Annotated in this window: 12 protein-coding genes; 4 read left to right on the top strand and 8 right to left on the bottom strand. The window is 59.5% G+C overall.

What is annotated here, in order from left to right; genetic code table 11:
- Positions 1–2: 2 nt before the first annotated feature.
- A complete protein-coding gene (locus tag AC07VV_RS27690; RefSeq protein WP_495038058.1) occupies positions 3–806 on the top strand; it encodes a SirB1 family protein in 804 nt (267 codons plus the stop codon).
- On the opposite strand, the gene AC07VV_RS27685 is transcribed toward AC07VV_RS27690, so the two are convergent.
- The 4 genes from AC07VV_RS27685 to hmgA form a co-directional block, all read right to left on the bottom strand.
- Entirely contained in the window at positions 730–2,127 is a 1,398-nt protein-coding gene (locus AC07VV_RS27685) for an MFS transporter (RefSeq protein WP_495038057.1), read from the bottom strand. The two genes, AC07VV_RS27690 and AC07VV_RS27685, sit on opposite strands and share 77 nt — an antisense overlap.
- A gap of 81 nt (positions 2,128–2,208) precedes the next feature.
- Positions 2,209–2,847, bottom strand: coding sequence for a maleylacetoacetate isomerase (gene maiA / locus AC07VV_RS27680; protein ID WP_495038056.1), 639 nt, complete (start codon positions 2,845–2,847; stop codon positions 2,209–2,211).
- Between the two features lie 12 nt (positions 2,848–2,859).
- Positions 2,860–4,164, bottom strand: coding sequence for a fumarylacetoacetase (gene fahA / locus AC07VV_RS27675; RefSeq protein ID WP_495038055.1), 1,305 nt, complete (start codon positions 4,162–4,164; stop codon positions 2,860–2,862).
- A gap of 3 nt (positions 4,165–4,167) precedes the next feature.
- Positions 4,168–5,463: a homogentisate 1,2-dioxygenase gene (gene hmgA / locus AC07VV_RS27670; protein WP_495038054.1), complete on the bottom strand. Its 1,296-nt coding sequence runs from the start codon at positions 5,461–5,463 to the stop codon at positions 4,168–4,170.
- Between the two features lie 163 nt (positions 5,464–5,626).
- Between hmgA and AC07VV_RS27665 the strand changes: the two genes are divergently transcribed.
- Positions 5,627–6,409, top strand: coding sequence for an IclR family transcriptional regulator (locus AC07VV_RS27665; RefSeq protein ID WP_495038053.1), 783 nt, complete (start codon positions 5,627–5,629; stop codon positions 6,407–6,409).
- A gap of 12 nt (positions 6,410–6,421) precedes the next feature.
- Here AC07VV_RS27665 and AC07VV_RS27660 read toward each other — a convergent pair whose 3' ends face one another.
- From AC07VV_RS27660 to AC07VV_RS27645, 4 genes are all read right to left on the bottom strand, one after another.
- Positions 6,422–9,871 carry a dermonecrotic toxin domain-containing protein gene (locus tag AC07VV_RS27660; RefSeq protein WP_495038052.1) on the bottom strand — a complete coding sequence of 1,150 codons (3,450 nt, stop codon included), beginning with the start codon at positions 9,869–9,871 and terminating at the stop codon, positions 6,422–6,424.
- A 161-nt stretch (positions 9,872–10,032) separates the two neighbouring features.
- Entirely contained in the window at positions 10,033–12,579 is a 2,547-nt protein-coding gene (locus AC07VV_RS27655; RefSeq protein WP_495038051.1) for a helix-turn-helix transcriptional regulator, read from the bottom strand.
- A gap of 139 nt (positions 12,580–12,718) precedes the next feature.
- Entirely contained in the window at positions 12,719–14,086 is a 1,368-nt protein-coding gene (locus AC07VV_RS27650; RefSeq protein WP_495038050.1) for a DUF1329 domain-containing protein, read from the bottom strand.
- 23 nt (positions 14,087–14,109) lie between these two features.
- On the bottom strand, positions 14,110–15,903 hold the full coding sequence (locus AC07VV_RS27645; protein ID WP_096819067.1) for a DUF1302 domain-containing protein: 1,794 nt from the start codon (positions 15,901–15,903) through the stop codon (positions 14,110–14,112).
- Positions 15,904–16,604: 701 nt separating this feature from the next.
- Between AC07VV_RS27645 and AC07VV_RS27640 the strand changes: the two genes are divergently transcribed.
- Both AC07VV_RS27640 and AC07VV_RS27635 read left to right on the top strand, forming a co-directional pair.
- Positions 16,605–18,704, top strand: coding sequence for a pyocin-S2/colicin E7-DNase domain-containing protein (locus tag AC07VV_RS27640; protein WP_495038049.1), 2,100 nt, complete (start codon positions 16,605–16,607; stop codon positions 18,702–18,704).
- A complete protein-coding gene (locus AC07VV_RS27635) occupies positions 18,688–18,951 on the top strand; it encodes a bacteriocin immunity protein (RefSeq protein WP_041475141.1) in 264 nt (87 codons plus the stop codon). Before AC07VV_RS27640 ends, AC07VV_RS27635 begins: the two co-directional genes overlap by 17 nt.
- Positions 18,952–18,996 lie beyond the last annotated feature (45 nt).

Raw genomic sequence — 18,996 nt, 5'->3', positions numbered from 1 at the left:
TGATGAGTCCGCGCCAACGTTTTTTCGACTGTCTGCACCGTTCACCGCCCGCGCTGTTCGAGGCGGCGTTGTGGATGGCTGCCGAACACGACAAACACATCGACCCCGAAACGCTGTTGCAGGATTTCAAGGAACTGCAACAGCGCGTCAGTTCCGGTTTGCCACTGTTGCCGGTCAGCGAACTGGCGCAGCCGCTCCTGCGGCGGATGACCGATCTGGGTTTCGCACAGGATGATTTTGCACCGTTGCGCCCGCAGGCCGCGATGGTCAACAAGGTGTTGCAGACCCGACGCGGCCAACCGTTGGCCCTGGCGCTGATCGCGCTGGAACTGGCCCGCGGCCTGGAGATCCCGTTGGTCGGCGTGAACTTCCCCGGGCATTTCCTGTTGAAGGTGCCCGGGGCTGATCACTTGCTCGATCCGTGCGGTGGACGGCGCCTGTATCCGAACGATTGCCGCGAACTGCTGCATCGCCAATACGGCCACCAGATGCAACTCAACGCCGACCACCTGCTGACCGCCACACCGCTACAGATGCTTCAACGCCTGTCGCGTAACCTGCGCCAGTTGCACCTGACCCACGATGACTTCATCGCCGCGCTGATCGATGCCGAACGCGTGCTCGAAATGGGCGATGCCAGCGCCGCCGACTACCTGGCCCGGGCCAGCCTGTACCAGCGTCTCGACTGCCCGAACGCCGAGCGCTTCGATCTTGAGCACGCGCTGCTGCTCAGTGACGACCCGATTCAGCGGCTTCGCCTGACTGAACGACTGGGGCATCTGCCGCCCAATTCGGTGGTGCACTGACTGACGCCGCAGCAGGCGAACGCACCTGAATGATCAACAACGCCGCAATCACTGCCGGAATCGCGCAGAAGAAGAAAATCTGCTCCACCGGAATGTGCATCGCCAGCAGCAGGCTGCCGAACAGCGGCCCGAGAATCGAGCCGAAACGCCCCACTCCCAACGCCCAACCGGTGCCGGTGGCGCGCACGTGCGCCGGATAAAAATTGCTGGCGAACGCATTGAGCGTCAGTTGCCCGCCAATGATGCAGAAGCCCGCCGCAAACACACAGGCCACCAAATAGCGCGGATTGTCGTGATTCAGGCCCAGCAGAATCGTGCAGACCGCCGCGCCGGCCAGCACACCGGACAGCAGACGCACCTTACTTTTCAAACGGTCGGCGAACCACGCCATGCAGATCGCGCCCAGCGTACCGGCGAACAGGAACATCGACGTCACCAGATTCGCTTCATTGAGTTTCAGGCCACTTTCCAGCAGCAGCGACGGCAGCCAGCTGATCATGAAATACAGCAGGATCAGGCTGACGAAAAACGTTGCCCAGATCAGCAAGGTCGGGCGCGCATATCCATTACGGAACAGCTCCACCACCGTCAGCTTGCTGCCCTGCTCGCGCTCGTTCTGTTCGACCGACGCTGCGGGTGGTTGCCAGTCCGGCAGCATTCGGGCGGTAACCTTGCGCAGGCGAGCATACGGTGGCGCATCGCGCAGCAGGCGCGGCAGTGATTCCGGCAGCATCCACCAGAGGAACGGAAACAGCAGCAACGGCGTGACACCACCAGCGAGGAACACCGCTTGCCAGCCAAAACGGTCGATAAATCCGGCCGCGACGAAACCACCTGCCGCACCACCGAAAGAGAAGCCGCACGCCGCCAGCGTCACCATCAACGTGCGCAGGCGTGGCGGTGAGTATTCCGACATCAACGCCATGGCGCTGGGCATTGCGCCGCCCATGCCGATGCCGCAGATGAACCGCGCGATCATCAAGGTATTCAGGGAGTCGGCAAACACCATCAGCACGGTGAGGCTGGCGTAGATCAGCACACAGGCGAGCAGAATCCGTCGAACGCCGAAACGGTCGGCCAGCGGCGTCACGGCGAGCGAGCCTAGCGTCAGGCCGAGCAGGTTGGCGCTGAACACCGGGCCGAACGCGGATTTCTCCAGGCCCCAGTCCTGCGCCAGCGCCGGCACCACGTAACCGAGCACCTGGGCGTCGTAGCCGTCGGTGACCAGCAGCAAGGCGAGAAGAATCAGGAGCAACCACTGAAAACGGGACACAGGACGGGCGTCGAGTGCCGCCCGGAAGCTGGCAATCTGGTTATGCATCGCAAGGTACCTGTTTTGTTTTTATGATTTTTTGCGGGTAACCGGAATGGCTCCCGTGCGCTACACGGGAGCCATCAAATGCTACTTCGGCGTGTCCGGCTGATTCGCCGGATGCGCCGCGATGAACGCCGGATGTTCAGCGGCCAACCCGGCCACTCGACGAATCCGTGGATACGCCTCCAGCGAAACATTGAAGCGTTCGGCCGCGTACAACTGCGGGATCAGGTACACGTCCGCCACGCACGGCCACTCGCCGAAACAGAAACCGCTGTCGCCGATCAACTGCTCCACCGTCGCCAACCCCTGGCTGATCCAGTGGCCGATCCACTCGTTCACCTGCGGCTCGTCATGCCCCAGACCGCGCAGGCGATTGAGCACGCTGACGTTGTGCAACGGATGCACGTCGCAGCCAATCACCGATGCAACCCCGCGCACCTGCGCGCGGGTCACCAGATTGACGGGCAGCAATGGCACCTGTGGATAACGCTCTTCCAGATACTCGATGATCGCCGGCGACTGAATCAGCAACTTGCCGTCATCGGTACGCAGCGCCGGCACCCGGCCCTGCGGATTGATCGCCAGGTACGCCGGTTGCCGATGCTCACCACCGGGCGGTGCGATCAAATTGACCGGCAACGCCTGATAATCGAGGCCCTTGAGCGCCAGCGCGATCCGTACACGGTATGACGAAGTGGAACGGTAATAGGTATAGAGGTCCATGAACCGCTCCTGTCAGCGTGCCGCCAGCACAGTGCCACGGCATTCGCCGAAACCGATCGAGGCAAAACCTTCGCGGGCGCAGCGAGCGCGCAGGATGATTTCGTCACCGTCTTCAAGGAACTTGCGCACTTCACCGGAAGCCAGCTCGATTGGCTTTTTGCCACCCTCGGTGATTTCCAGCAGGCTGCCGAACTGGCCGTTTTCAGGGCCGGACAAAGTGCCCGATCCGAACAGGTCACCGGCCTGCAACTGGCAGCCGTTGACGCTGTGGTGCGCGACCATTTGCGCGACGGTCCAGTACATGTAGCGGGTGTTGCTCAGAGTCAGGCGATGGGCCGGCAGGTTCTGCTCGCGCATTTTCTCGGTGAGCAGCAGCACTTCCAGCTCGATATCGAAACCACCACCATCCTGATCACGCTTGTCGAACAGGTACGGCAATGGCTGCGGATCACCTTCCGGGCGCGCCGGTTGCGCGGTGCGGAATGGCGCCAGCGCTTCGGCGGTCACCACCCACGGCGACACGCTGGTGATGAAGCTTTTGGACAGGAACGGGCCGAGCGGCTGGTATTCCCAGGCCTGGATGTCACGGGCCGACCAGTCGTTGAGCAGGCAGAAACCGGCAATGTGTTCAGCGGCATCGCCGATGGCGATCGACTCGCCCATCTCGTTGCCCTGACCGATCCAGATCCCCAGCTCCAGCTCATAGTCCAGCCGCGCGCACGGACCGAAAGTCGGCTCGGTAGCACCGGCCGGCAGGGTCTGGCCTTTCGGACGGCGCACGTCGGTGCCGGAAGCACGCACGGTGGATGCACGACCGTGGTAGCCGATCGGCACGTGTTTGTAGTTCGGCAGCAGCGGGTTGTCCGGGCGGAACAGTTTGCCGACGTTCTGCGCGTGCTCGATGCCGACGTAGAAGTCGGTGTAGTCACTGATGCGCGCCGGCAGGTGCAGATGGCAATCGGCGGCCAGCGGCAGCAGTTTCGCACCCTGGGCTTCGATGTTGCCGCGGTGAGTGCTGCCTTCGCTGAACAGTTCCAGCAGACGTTCGCGCAGGGCAACGCGAGCGTCGCGGCCGAGTTCGAAGAATGCGTTCAACTGACCGCCATGCATGGCTTCAACCGCACTGCGCGCGACGCCGTCGAACAGACCGGCCTCCAGCGCCACTTGCAGATCGAAGATGTGTTCGCCAATCGCCACGCCCGCGCGAGGCGCCGAGCCGTCGATGCTGAACACGCCCAGCGGCAGGTTCTGCAGCGGGAAATCGGTGTGGCCGTTGGCCGAAGCGACCCAACTGCGGGTGATGGAATTCTGCGTCATGGGTTATCTCCGGGTCGGGTCGAACGTGGCGGGCAGCGTGGCCCAGCAGGCGTCGTAATTGGGTTGCAGTTGTGGACAGTCGAGGGCAAAGCGGCTTGGGCGCAGCACCTGACTGGTCTCGAACATGAAGGCCATGGTGTTGTCGATCTTCGCCGGTTTCAGGTCCGCGTTGATGGCTTTGGTGCAGGTCTCGCCGTCCGGGCCGTGGGCGCTCATGCAACTGTGCAGGGACGCTCCTCCAGGCACAAAGCCTTCGGCCTTGGCGTCGTATTCGCCCTGGATCAGGCCCATGAACTCGTTCATCAGATTGCGGTGGAACCACGGCGGACGGAAGGTGTTTTCGGCCACCATCCAGCGCGGCGGGAAGATCACGAAGTCGAGGTTGGCCAGACCGTGGACGCTGGTCGGCGACGTGAGCACGGTGAAGATCGACGGGTCCGGGTGATCGAAGCTGACGGTGCCGATGGTGTTGAAGCGGCGCAGGTCATATTTGTACGGCACGTTGTTGCCGTGCCAGGCGACCACGTTCAGCGGCGAGTGATTGAGTTCGGTGCCCCACAACTGGCCGAGGAATTTCTGCACCAGGGTGGTCGGTTGCTGAAAGTTTTCGTAGGCGGCGACCGGGGTCAGGAAATCCCGTGGATTGGCCAGACCGTTGCTGCCGATCGGCCCCAGATCCGGCAGGCGCAGCGGTGCACCATGGTTCTCGGCGATGTAACCGCGCGCTTGCGGGTCGAGCAGTTCGACGCGGAATTTCAGGCCCCGTGGCAGCACGGCGATTTCCAGCGGCGCCACTTCCAGCACACCCAGTTCGGTGACGATGCGCAGACGACCCAATTGCGGCACCAGCAGCAACTCGCCGTCGGCGTTGAAGAAAACGCGCTCCATCGAACGGTTGGCGCAATAGTGATAGATGCTGATGCCGGCCGGTTTTTCGGCAGCGGAGTTGGCCGCCATGCTCACCAGACCGTCGATGAAATCGGTCGGTTCGGCCGGAATTTCCAGCGGGTTCCAGCGCAGGCGATTGGGGGTGACTTCACCCAATGGGCCGCCCGCCAGTTGCCGCTCGAGTTTGACGAACGCCGGGTGATTGGCCGACGGCTGGATCCGGTACATCCAGGTGCGCCGCGCTTCGCTGCGGGTCATGGTGAACGCGGTGCCGGAGAACAGTTCGGTGTACAGACCGTAAGGGGCTTTCTGCGGGGAGTTCTGGCCGACGGGCAGTGCGCCGGGCAACGCTTCGGAGCTGAATTCGTTGCCGAAACCGGACTGGTAAGCCAGGGCTGAATCGAGGTTCATGGAGCCTCCTGAACAGGGAGTCGGCATGGCCGGACGCTCTGGATCAGAGGTCTTGGCACGCCGGGGTTATTTTTATCGTAATTCAATTACGCATAACGTAATTTGCTCGCTATCCAGCGTCAAGCTATAAAGACGCCCATTCGTTCCGGGACACGGCAGCACCATGGAAAAAACCAGCGACAGCAACGGCAAACAGAAAGTCCGCTCCGCCGAAGTCGGCACCGACATCCTCAAGGCCCTGGCCGAGTTGTCGCCCTCCACTTCGCTGTCGCGCCTGGCCGAACATGTGCAGATGCCGGCGAGCAAGGTTCACCGTTATTTACAGGCATTGATCGCCAGCGGTTTCGCCGAACAGAACACCGCCACCAACCACTACGGCCTCGGCCGTGAAGCCCTGCGTGTGGGCCTGGCCGCACTCAACAGTATGGACGTGCTGAAAGTCGCCGCCCTGCCGCTGGCCGAACTGCGCGATGAACTCAACGAAACCTGCTTTCTGGCGGTCTGGGGCAATCAGGGCGCAACCGTGGTGCACATCGAGCCGGCGGTGCGCGCGGTGACGGTGGTGACGCAACTGGGCTCGGTGTTGCCGCTGCTCAGTTCATCCACCGGTCTGGTGTTCAGCACCTACCTGCCGCATCGGGAAACCGACGAATTGCGCGAACAGGAAATCGCCAGCGGCGGCCATCCGCTGGCGGACGAAAAAGCCTATGCGGCGTTGTGCGAACAGATCCGCGAACGCGGTCTGCATCATGTGCACGGCTTGCTGATGCCCGGTGTCGATGCCTTGTCAGCACCAGTGTTCAACGCCCTCGGGCAGATCGCGGCGGTGTTGACCATCGTCGGCCCGACCTCGCTGTTCCACGCCGACGAAAACGGCCCGGCGGCGCAGCGGTTATTGGCTGCGACGCGGGCCGTGAGCTGGCGGATGGGTTATCAGCCAGATTGACGAGGCAAGGGGTCAGCCGATGATTCGGGTTTTACTGTCCGCGATCAAATAGGGAGAAACCACGGCGGTGACATAACCAATTCCCACCGGCACCCCGGTCGCAGTCGACACGATCTCGGAAATATCCTTGACTCGCGACAACAGCCCCACTGCCGAAACAGATCCGCCAACGCCTGCCACAACCCCCACATACAGGAGAATGGAGCTTCTCCAGGCCGAGGTGAGATGGTTCTTGCCGGCTTCATCATCACCCAGGCTGTAGGCAACGATGCCCCGGACGATCGACCCTGTGATTCGCACGATGCTGTTCACCAGTCCCACCGGCGGGACAAACAGCGAGACGATATCCACCGCAAGCTCGGTGATCACCATAACCGTGTTCCAGAATCGCTCGGCAGGTGTGGTGGTTTGATAGTCAACGTCGCTGAGCACACGCGAAACCATGCTGTCGAATTCGAACTTGAAATGGGTCACGACAGAACTGTTGTTCAACGCAGGGGCAGGGAGAGCGCCTGAAGCGTTTTGGCAGCGAATGACAAAGTTCTGTACGACACTCCGGTGTTCGAGCCTGGTCAATGCAATGACGTGATTTCCCAGGTCGACATCCTTGAGCCCCAGAGTCAAGGACTCAAGTGGGCGGAAGCTCAGGCCATCCGGAGCCTTCGGAACATAGACCAGCAGCTGCAGCTTCCCCGCCACCCGGCGTCCGAACGTATAAGCGCCCTCAATGCGTCGCCCTTCAAGAACCAGTGTGTAGATACCATCCTGCGGGGTAGTGCCCGGCTTGAACGGATCCAGTTCATGAGGACGGTCATGATCCAGTCCTTCGACCAGTCCCGCGAGCCAATTGAACTGCTCGGAGGACAGAGAGCCCTGCATCTTCTGGGTCAATGCGGCCCTGAGCATTTCGTTCTGCTTGAGCTTGCAGAACAGTTTCGCCTTGAGATCCAGCGAAGGGCCGTTGGCGAAACGATCGACCAGGTGCCACTCATACATCATGCCCGGCCGCAAACCGATCAACGATTTGACGACTGCCGCATTCAGATCTCCCAGTGAAGAACCATCCCTGGAAACGAATGCCACCTGATCATCGCCTGGCCAAAGCTGCCATTGAACGAAGAGATGGGTGAGCGTCATCCAGTCCTGCCCTTTCACCTTGACATCAATGCGATCAGGATCGATTGGTGGATGATTCGGGTTAGTCCGACGCAGATGACTGTTCAACCGCTCCATCACCTGGTCTCGTGAAAAAGAAACCAGCGTAGGGATATTCAGCTCCTCTTTCGACAGTTCGTAGAGCGCCTTGAAATCCGTGTTCACTCGGGTAAGCATCTCTCGATCCCGCGACGCCGCATTCCTGTACCAGACGGGCGTGGCCACCTGTTCTTCAGCGATTTCCCAATCGATGATTTCATGAATGGCCCCCATCAGAGGCCCTTCACCGTACCCCCGAGTCCACTCGACCAAGGTGACACCGCCCCACCACCATGGCTGAAACACAGGGCCTGGCTCGACATAAGAGAGTTCGTTTTTCACGAAAGCAGCGCGGTCCTTGCTGAAAGCCTGACCGGTCAGGAACTCACGATCCCGTGGCTCGAATCCCCAGGAGATGAACTGTCGTTTCAACCCCGTCAGATCGGAGAATTCGTACCACTGCTGCCCGGTCGGTGCACCCGGCGCATACAGCACATGTAATTGACGGTCTGGCGCAGGCCCCCTTGCACGAAACGCAATCATGTCCTTGAGCGGTTTGTAGCGCTGACGAAACGCAACGCCAAACGCTTCGGCTCCCGGGTCGCCATACAGATACTGCTGCACCATGTTCTGCGCTTGCGGGCCGATGTGTTTTTGCAGGACGGCGGCGAAGTGGCTGAGTGCAATTTCCTGCCCCAGGACTTCGCGCATGGCTTCGCGGATCCGCGCCTGTGCGAAACGCTGATTGCGCTCATTGGCATATTGCACACGCAGATCAAACTGGCGGATGGCGAGTTCGATATTGGAAGCCGTCAGTCGCGGATTGTCGTGAAAGGCTTCGAGCTTGATCGTGTAGGGAGCCGCCGTGTCATGCACGCCGTACATGAACAACTGCGTCAGGGTTTTACGCTCGACATGTTCGATACGCCGAGAGCCCATGCGCAACGAATGTTGCACTGTCACCCAGACAGTATCAGGGTCCACTCGCCGGGTATCGCCCGCGCTGATGTGGGTTTCGACGACGCCGTGCACGTAGTCCTGAAAAGAAGACACCCCACCCATGGCTTCATGCAGGCTCACCTGCCCCCCGAGCAGTTCCTTTTCCAGAGAAGCGAACATTTCCTGATGGTTGGCGGTGGCATCCGTCATCCATTGCGGCCGGGCGTTTCGGTTCATCAGGGCCAGTAGCCTGGCGACCCGCCCCCTGGCAGCGTCGATGACCGCTTGCTGATGGTGTGCACTCTCGACCGCACGGACGAGAGCGGGTCGATCCCCGTCCGGTGCCTGTAGCTGGCGAAGATGGTAAGCAATGTCTCGTTGTTGTTTATCAAGAAGCTGTGCTGTGAGGGTCTGGAAGAGTTCGCCTTGAATGTTCAGGTAACGGATGTCCGGAACACTCCTGACCTGCCCGGCATCTTCCTGTGAAACGCTTCTGAGCAGTTGCGCCCGACTGTCTGCATTGCCCAGGCGTTGCTCCAGCGCTTGATGCATCATGGCGGAGGTGCGGAACGTTTCCAGACCGTTCACGGAGGTGTAGAGGACAACCCATTCGTCATCGTCTGGCACCAGTTCGGTGATGGAGCGACCTGTGAGGTAGGTGACGAAGCAACCGGCAAGCGTTGCGAATCGACCGCTTTCCAGTTGCAGTGAAAGACTGTAGGCCGGAGTCAGGGATGTACCCCTGATGTAGACGGCATAGCTTTCCTCGACCTCCGGTCGGACGCCTTGCATCTGCACCGTCGCGCCCAATTCCTGCCAGAACAGCGCTGCATAGACATCCTGCAACTGACGGCTGCGCGAAGCCAGCTCACGTCCCTTGTCGTCCTTGCCTGAAGAAACCGACCAGTACTGCGCCAGCAAGGGCGTGTACTTCTGCGCCAGCGATTCCAGCACATTACCGATCAACGAACCGACGGCTACCACGTCCAGCCCGTGAATCCGGTCCTCTTCATCCGTGGAGTCAGGCCAGTCGTAGACGCCGTACAGATGGGTGTCATAGACGGGCGCCTTGCCGGACACCAGGCACTGCATGAACACGTCCATCAGCAACCCGGTCGGTTGCGGATTCGCAATCTCCGGACGCCGGGCGGTGATGTACGTTTTGCTGATGTAAATGTCCGGCGATAACTGTTGAAGTTCCTTTAACACCAGATCCTGCAGCAGTGATTTGAACGACGGTAGTTTCCCCAGTAAACCTTCCAGGTCGTCTCTCCGCCGATTGACTTCAACCAGATGTTTTTCCGCCGAAAGCCTTTCCATTGTACTCATAACAAAACTCCGTTATTACACGTGATAACCAGACGACAAAATATCGCCCAAGCCGTGCAAACAACTTAACCGGAGCAAAGCCAATAAAAATACCCACAGCCCTTTGCAAGACGTTTAAAGGATCAAACTTAAAAAAAACCAACACTTTAATTAACTGACCGTTAACAACACAAACCCAGCATTCTCGCGCGTGCCACGGCATGCGTCCGGCGCTCGACACCCAACTTTACATGAATTCGCCGGACATGAGTTTTAACGGTATGCAACGAGATGAACAACTTGTCCGCTATTTGTTGATTAGAACTTCCCTCCGCAATCAACCCCAACACTTGCGACTCTCTCAGGCTTAATGAATTCTCACTATCGCCGCCATCAAAAAACTGATCTTCGGATAATGATTCAGATCGAATGTCCGAAGCAGCCTCATCAAACTTCATGACCAGACGCTGCAAGTTGAACTGGCGGGCCAGCATTCGTCCCTTGTCGAAATACAGTCGGGCAGCTTCCCGATCATTAAGGATTAATGCCACCTCACACATTGCCAGCAACTGCTCGGTTTCCAGAACGATCATCCGGCAAGACTGAGCCTGCTCGAGCAAAGACTGCAATCGCACCATTGGCTGTTGCGCCTGCTGCAACCGGGTCTCGGCCAGAATCAACAAACACTCGATGCGCGGAATCAGCTCCAGCGTCGCCGGCGGCGCCTGCCGTGCACCTGGGCCGCGATAGTGCCTGAGCACACGACTCAACGCCTCGCGCGCCAGTTCGGGGCGTCCTTGTTGCAGCCAGAACTCGCTGCTGACCTGCAACAGTACGCCGCGATAGACCGTGTCCGGAATCTGCCGCTGCTGCATCAACCGTTCGGCGTCCCGTAGTCGCATGAAGGCGTGAGCGTAATCACCCTGATCGGCGGCCAGTTGCGCCTGACCGAGAAAGCCGTAAAGCACACGTTTATCAAAACTTGGCAGACAATCGTCGAGCCCTTGCTGAAAGAACTTGGCGGCCCGTTCCTGCTGTCCCATGTTCAACGCCAGACGTCCACGACGCAGGGCGATACGCCCCAGCAGCGGCGTCGGTCGCTCGACGGACGAGCCAAGCATTTCGCAAAGATTAGCCAGCAACTCTTCGGCTCGGGCCGACGCGCCACGCTGCTCCAGCAATTGAGCATGATCAAGCTCCAGCAACGCTTCGAACAACAGTGAGCCCTCAGCCCGAGCCAGGCACAACGCTTCACGATTGATAGAGTGAGCCAACTCCAGATCACCGCACAGCAACGCCTGCTGAGTGCGGCCCGACAGACACAGCAGACGCGCGGTCCAGGCCTGCGATGACAGATCGTTCAAGGCTTGCTCGAAATGATCACGCGCCTCCTCCATCCGTCCTTGCAGGTGTAACAGCCAGCCTTGCTGAGCCTGCCAGCGAGCGATCAATTGCCGTTGCTGGCCAGCCGACGTCGGTGGCAAAAAACGCGACAGTTGCCCGATGCAATCTGCCGCCTGCGCAAATCGTCCGGCGAACAGCAGCGCTGCCGCGATCAACCCGACCAATTGCGCAGAGCCCAGTAGCAGTTCCTCGCCGCGTTGCTCATAAAGACGCAACAAAAGCACAACCATCTGCTCCTCGAACAGATGCTCGAAACTGAAGTGCTGCAACAGACTCACCGCGACCTCGTACTCCTCGGCCAGCAACGCCTGCTCGAACGCACATTTCCAATGCTGCCCGGCAGCAAACCACTGACAGGCCCGGCGATGCCAGGACCGCCCTGCAGGCCATGGTTCGTCGCGCATCAAACGCGACAGCGGAGCACACACCTGCAACCAGTCCGGCGCCCCTTGCCAGGGCTCGATAAAACACCCGAGCGTTTGCAGGCTGCGCATCCATTGCGCTCCATCGCCGGCACCGAACAGGTGATCGCACAGGCTGGCATTGAACCGCGGCAAATGCGCCAGCACCCGCCAGGCCTCGGCCAGTTCCGGGCTCAAACCACTGAACAGTTCGTGTTGCAGGTAGTCCAGCAAGGTGTCCATGCGTTGCTGCGGCAAGGTCTTTTGCGACCAGTCGCATTTTTGCATCAACAGCATCCGCACCCCGGCGCACCAACCGCCGCTGCGCTGGAAGATGCGCCCGGCCACGCTGTCGGCCTGGGCCGGAGGCAAGTGACGCAACACTTGTGCAATCTCGTCCCGGGTCAGCGCCAACGCCGTGCCTTCACATTCGTACAAGGCATCGTCGAGCAGCAGGCGCGGCCAGTTGCAGGTTGGGCGCCGTCGCGTGCCGATCCACCACGTCACGGCCGGACTGCTGATCGCCAGCATCCGGTCGAGCAACGCATCCAGCGCCGGCTCCGGGTATCGGCAGTAATCGTCGATCAGCACCCAGGTCACCGTAGACCGTCGCGCCAGTTCATACAGCAGTGACGCTTCGTCCGAGGTTATCAGCCCCATTGCTTGCGCGAGTCGTTCGCAACATCCGCCAGCGCTCAAGGATGCACCGGCCAGCGGCAACCAACAGACGGTGCAATTGACGGGCGCCTGCAGCAGGCATTCGGTGAGCAGCGCGGTCTTGCCGCTGCCGGCCGGCGCGCAGATCAGTTTGACCCGTGCCGTCGACTCAAGCAGTGCATCGCAAAGTCGCGGACGTGGCAGGTGATGGGAAGAAAGTCTCGGAAAAAAATCTGCTCGATCCAGACGGGGTGTCATGGCGGTCATCGGGTGCGCCTTTTTATCGTTGTACGTTCACCCTAGCCCTCTCCCCGATGCTTGTTGACGAGTATTCAGTACGCTGATTGCTGCCCATAAAAAAGGCGACCAACCGGTCGCCTTTTGTCTCGCGAGTGTATCGCTCCCCTTACCGGACGCCCTCGGCGCGCAGGGCCGAAGGAGTGAAGTCGGCCGCCTTGGCTTCGAAGCCGAATTCGAAGCTGTGCTTCTCCTCGTTCTTCATGCCCAGGGCAATGTAGCGACCGGCGATGATGTCGTAGAGCGCTTCCAGGGTGTAGGCCTGGGCCTGGTGATCGTAGTAGTACTGGGCATGCCCTTCGGCCACCCGCCACAACTGTCCGCGACCGTCGTAGTGATCGGCGAGTGCTACTTGCCAGCTGTCCTCGTCGATGTACATGTGGCGCTTGGCGTAGATGTGTCGCTCGCTCGGCTTGACCGTGCCGATCACTTCCCAGACCCGGTGCAGTTCATAACGGGTCAGGTCCTGATTGATGTGCCCGGCCTTGACGATGTCGTCGTACTTGAGCTTCGGTGAATCGAGTTTGTAGCTGTTGTACGGAATGTACATTTCCTTCTTGCCGATCAGCTTCCAGTCGTAACGATCCGGCGCGCCGGAGAACATGTCGAAGTTGTCCGACGTACGCAGGCCATCGGCGGCGGTGCCCGGGCCGTCGTAGGCGACTTGCGGCGCACGGCGAACCCGGCGCTGACCGGCGTTGTAGATCCACGCCAGACGCGGTTCTTTCACCTGGTCGAGGGTTTCGTGCACCAGCAATACATTGCCGGCCAGACGTGCCGGGGCAGTCACGGACTGCTTGAAGAAGGTCAGCACGTTGGCTGCCTGTTCCGGATCCAGCTCCTTCATCAACTGCGGCACGGCAATCTCTTCCTCGAAGCGGATCGGTGTGTAGCTGCCGTTGGTTTGCGGGGTCACCTGGGTGATGATCCGGCGCAGGTTGCCACCGTGGTAACGGGTGATGTGGTTCCACAGCACCTCGACACCGTTCTTCGGAATCGGGAAGGCGTAGTAGCGATTGCCGGTGAAATTGGCCAGGCCGTTGCCGTCGTTGATCGAAGTCACGTTCAGTGCGCTGCGTTTGGCCGACTCGTAGATTTCCGGCGGCACGGCGACCGTGCGATGGGTCGGGTAGACCGGAATTTTGTAGGTGTCGGGATAGCGTTTGAACATCGCCACCTGGCCTTCGGAAAGCTTGGCCTTGTACTGGTCGACGTTGGCCGCAGTGATGGTGAACAGTGGTTTTTCGTTGGCGAACGGGTCGGCGAGAAAGCCTTTGCTGTCCACCGCCCCGGCGTTTTTCGGGATGCCACCGGTCCAGGCCGGAATCGAACCATCAGCGTTACCGGCCTTCTCCGCACCCAGCGGCGTCAGGCTGGTGCCGAGTTTGTCGGCCTCTTGCGGCGACACCGCCGCGATCACGTTGGCGGCCAGCAGACTGAGAGCCAGGACACCGCATTGCAGAATCATTTTGCGCATTGATTTCATCCTTCTCGGGCAGATCAGAAGTTCACGCCGAAGCTCAGGGCCACGAAGTCACGGTCGGTGAGGACGTTGTAATCGCCGCCGAAAAAGTCGGTGTAACTGAGGCTCGCGGTGTAGGTGTTGCGGTAGTCGGCATCGACCCCGACGCTGATTGCCTTGGCGCCTTCGTTGAACAGCCCGTTGGGGCCGTAACCGGAGACGTCGTGGGACCAGGACAGGTTGGGCTTGAGGTTGATCCCGCCGATCACGTTGGCGTAGTCGAGGATGGCCCGGGCGCGATAGCCCCAGGAGGTCGAGGTGACGAAACCACCAGTGTCGCCGCCGAAACCGTACTGGCCGTACACCGAATCACGGCCGTAACGCAGCTTGCTGCGCGACTCCAGACCACCGACCCGGACCACCGCCGCCTCACCGACCACGGTCAGGCGTTCGGCACCCAGCACCTGATCGAAGAAATGCGTGAGGGTGCTCTGCAGTTGCGTCACTTCCTTGCGCCGATAACCCTTGTTGTCGGCGCCCGGCGAGGTGGTCAACGGGGATGCCGCGCCGCCGGCGATCGGGTTGAGCAAGGCCAGGGTCAGGTCGTTGGTGTTGACCTGCACCGGAGCGTTGGGGCGGTAGCTGAGCTCGCCGGTCCACGCAGTGCCGGTGGGCAATGTGGTGGCGAAACTCGCGCCATACAGACGGATGTCTTCCGGGTATTCGAGGTAGTACTGGCCGCGCCCGAGCATCACGCTTTGCGCCAGCCCGGAACCGCTGCCGGGGGCCAGGCGATTGGCGGTGCTGACCATCCCCGGCAATGCCGCCAGAGTCGACAGGCCGGCCGTGGTGGTGCCAACCGTGGGCGTACGGCTGTGGTAGTTGAGGAAATAGAGGCCATATTCGGTATCGTCGCCGAGCCAGCGCAGCGCCGTACCCCACTGCCCGGAATCCCGTGCATCGCGATCACCGCCACGGGGCACGACGACGCCTTCGCGCGTGACTTCAATGGGTTGTCCGAAAGCGGCGGCCACCGGTGCCAGCGGGGCGATCGCCGGATTGGCGACGGTGTAACCATGGTTGCAACCATCCGCCGCGACGTCGACACCGAAGAAGGTGCCGCAGTTGTCGAGAACGGTCTGGTCCCACTCCAGCTGATAGAAGCCCTCGACCGAAAGTTTGTCCGTCAGGCTTTGCGAGCCAAACAGCATGTTCACCGGAATCAGGCCTTCCTTGATCTCCGCGCCAGGCCGACGGAACGCCGAAACGTCGATCGGGTTGATGCTGTTGATCGAGTTGCCGATGAAGGTACTTTCGCCCCAGCTCACCACCTGCTTGCCGGCCCGCACGGTGCCCGGCAGATCGGCGATGGAGTAGTTGTGATAGACGAACGCATCGAGAATCTGCCCGCCAGAGGATTTGGCGCCTTCCTTGCGGCCCTTGTCGCTGATGGGCTTGAATTCGCGGTCCTCGTCCTTGAGTTCGAAGTCGTACCAGTACTTGCCACGTACGAACACACCGGTGTCGCCGTACTTCAATTCGAGGTCGTGGATGCCCTTGAAGATCTTGGAAAAGGTCTCGCCCTTCTTGAAGTTCAAGCGCCCGTCATCACCGGTCGAAGACTGGCCCGTACCGCCATTGACCGTGCCGACCAGCGACTTGTCCGCATCGCGCATGCCCCAGCTCGCGCCGACCGACAGCGATGAGTCGAACGTGCCTTCGATTTCGCCGATGTTGAAATCGATCGCATGGGCCTGGGCACAGCAACCCAAGGCGACCGCAGCCGCCAGCGCCTGCGGTTTGAAGATGGCGCGCATTGTTGTTTTTGTCATGCGTCTTCCCCGGTGAGTGACAGAAGGCCCCACCCTACTGCCGCCGCACAGGGACGATAAGCGCACCAAGGAGGTATTCGCGCTGTCGCTCGAAAGGATGAATCCCCGCCTGCGGCAAGGCTTTGCGCCGGTCATGAGTTGGCTGGATGAGCCACTATCAACGCAACGGATGATGGCCATGGTGAAGCACTGCACTGTTACATGCCCCGTAACAGTGCATGTCCGGAATCGCTATTTTTCCTTTGGCTTCAAGCCCTTATTCTGAGCGGGCTTTCACGGCAGACCGCCACGAAGCACAAAGTCCGCGACCGAGTCGTCGGCAACCGTTTTCTGATGGACCGAAGCGTTTTCGATCCATCGCCCCCGGTGTTCACTGACGTTGATTTGTAGCTCCTTGATCCAACGTCTTACCTTGGCCGCTGCGTTTGCAGCGGCCTTTTTTATGGGCGATGGTTTATCGCGCCGAGTCAGCAATCAGTCACTCCCCCCGCCACTGTCAGATGCTTCCTGAATCCTTTTCGGAAACTTCCTTATTGAAATAACGAACAACTTCCATTCGTTATTTATCACCGAATTTTCTGCCGAACTCTTCTGTAACTGCCTACAGGACTCTCGGACCCGCGCCCGACGGTTCACCTGTAACTTCTAATGGCAGAACAACTCATCACTTTTAAACAGCGCACATTCAAAAGGATATGAATATGCAAAGGCCTCCAGCATGGGAGCTGACCGAGCCTGTCCACACGACAGCACCAGCGCCTCCCGGTTACAACCCGTTACCGGCTACTACATTTGATGTCAGCAGCGGCGGTGCCTTTCAAAGACCGCCTGCCTTTGCGGGCAACGTACATATCGTGAAAGGCACCGCTCAAGTTCTGGATCAGGAGTTTCAGGTCAGATCCAGTCAACTTGCACAAACCCTCGAACATGAACTTGCCGCCGCCAGACTTGAGGTTCCAACTCACCCTCTGCCGCCCGCCGAGGCAATCATTCGCGAGCTCGGTGTTCGCAATACGCTGATGGCGCGCAAGACTGCCGAGTTTCATCGCCAGACCGCCTTGGGCAACACGTTTTATGGCAGCGATCCCCTGAACCGGCCGTTGAACGATTTCACCGCTCGGGCGAGAACGATGGAGCGCCCTATCAAGCCTGATGGCATTGCCTTTCAGACCTGGTCGTTCTCCTACCGGGCCGCTCACGAAGCGAGGCTGTTGTCGCAATCGTTGCAGATGCTCAACCAGCAACAAGTCAATGTGCTCAACTGGCTGGCGACCGTTCAGGACAACGATCAAGCGCGAATTGCCGCCGAGCAGCAAGCGCAAAGAGCCGCAGCCGAACTGGCGCAGATCAATGAACAGGCACGCCTTGCAGCGCTGGTTGAGGCTGCACGACTGCAAAAAGAGCAGCAGGAAATCCAGGCTCGTGAACGGGCGCGCCTTGCAGCACTGGCTGAAGAGCAACGGCTGGCTGCTGAGCAAGCACAAATCGCCGCCGAACAGGCACGCCAGCAAGCGCAAGCCGATGCTCAGCGCCGCATGGAAGAGCGCCGGCTGCTGGCTGAAAAAACACGGCAGGAAAAACAGCAGAAAGCGCTGCGAAAGGCACAGAAAAGACGCCGCAAAAAAGCACGCAAGACCGCCAGGGAAAAAGCCCGCCGAGAATCAGAAAACGCCCCGAGCGGACAATCCCCCGTCTTTGCCAATGCGGGCTCGATGGCCGCATTCGGCCCCACCTTTACCGGACCGCTTGGCGTTTTTGGCAATAACCCGGCAACCACGCTGGCACTCAGAACGTCGCTGCGAACGGCGGTGTCCCTGGCGCTGGCGGCCATCTCCACAGCGGCGGCACCGGTGATCGTCGGGTTCGCCGCTTTGCTCGTTCCCTCGGAACTTGGGAACGGCGACCTGTTTGCTGCAAGTGTCCCGCTATCAGAACTTGCGCCTGATTTGGACACCGACCTGTACGAACTGGCGGCGACCGGCGGTGAAGTCGATCTGCCGGTCAGGCTTGGCTCCAGAGCGTCAGGTAACAGAGTCGAAGTTGTCGTCGTCAGCACCGATGGCGTGACAGTCCCCAGCAAAGTGCCGGTGGTACTCGCACGCTTTGACGTACAGAAAAACACTTACATTTCCACTGCTAATGCAAGCGACTCCAAAGGCCCTGTCGTCACTTGGACGCCGTTGGTAAAACCGCTGAATCCTTCGACAGATTTGCCAGTCGCCGACACAGACTTGCCGAACTACGAAGGCGCCGATGTCACGCCTGACAGCGGACGGATCGATCCATTTCCTCAGCTTGATCAGTACGGGTTTGATGGATGGGTTACGGTTTTCCCGATCGACTCTGGAATACCGCCGATTTTCACGATGTTTCGGGATCGGCGGCAGGATCCCGGTATCGCCAGTGGGATAGGGCAAACGGTTTCAGGCAATTGGTTGGGAACAGCTGCGACGCAGCAAGGTGCGCCGATTCCGACGCAAATTGCGGATAAGCTCAGAGGTAGGGAGTTTTCTAGTTTCAGGGCATTTCGCAAGGCGTTTTGGAAGGCGGTAGGGAATGATCAAGCGTTGTTTGAACAATTCACCCCTTTCAGTAAATTTGACATAAAAAAAGGCCTCTCACCAACAGCTCCCAGGTCAGAACAAGTGGGTGGAAAAACAAAACTGGATATACATCATGTCGTACCTATCGCAGAAGGTGGTTCGATTTACGATCTAGACAATCTTCGTGTATTAACTCCAAAACGACACATTGAAACCCATTCCGAAATGAGAAAACAAAAAAATGAAATTCAAGAATAAATTTGAGGAATATACGGAAGCCGAATATGTAGCACTTATTAATCGGCTGGTCGAAGGTGATTACTCATCAGAAAAAGAGCATGACGCTATCGTCGACAACATTGTAAAAACCTCGGAGCACCCAAATGGAACGGACGTTCTTTATTACCCGGAAGAGGGTACGGACGACAGTCCGGCAGGAGTTTTAGAAACCATCAAGGCTTGGCGCGCTGCCAACGGAAAACCCGGATTTAAAAACGAAGAATAGAAAGCAAACAACGAGCAGGCAACTCATGCCTGCTCGTCTCTCTAT

It is taken from the genome of Pseudomonas sp. GW821-FHT02C04 (assembly GCF_059421845.1).
Note: the sequence above shows the minus strand (reverse complement) of the source record. Positions and strands in the feature narration are given on the sequence as shown.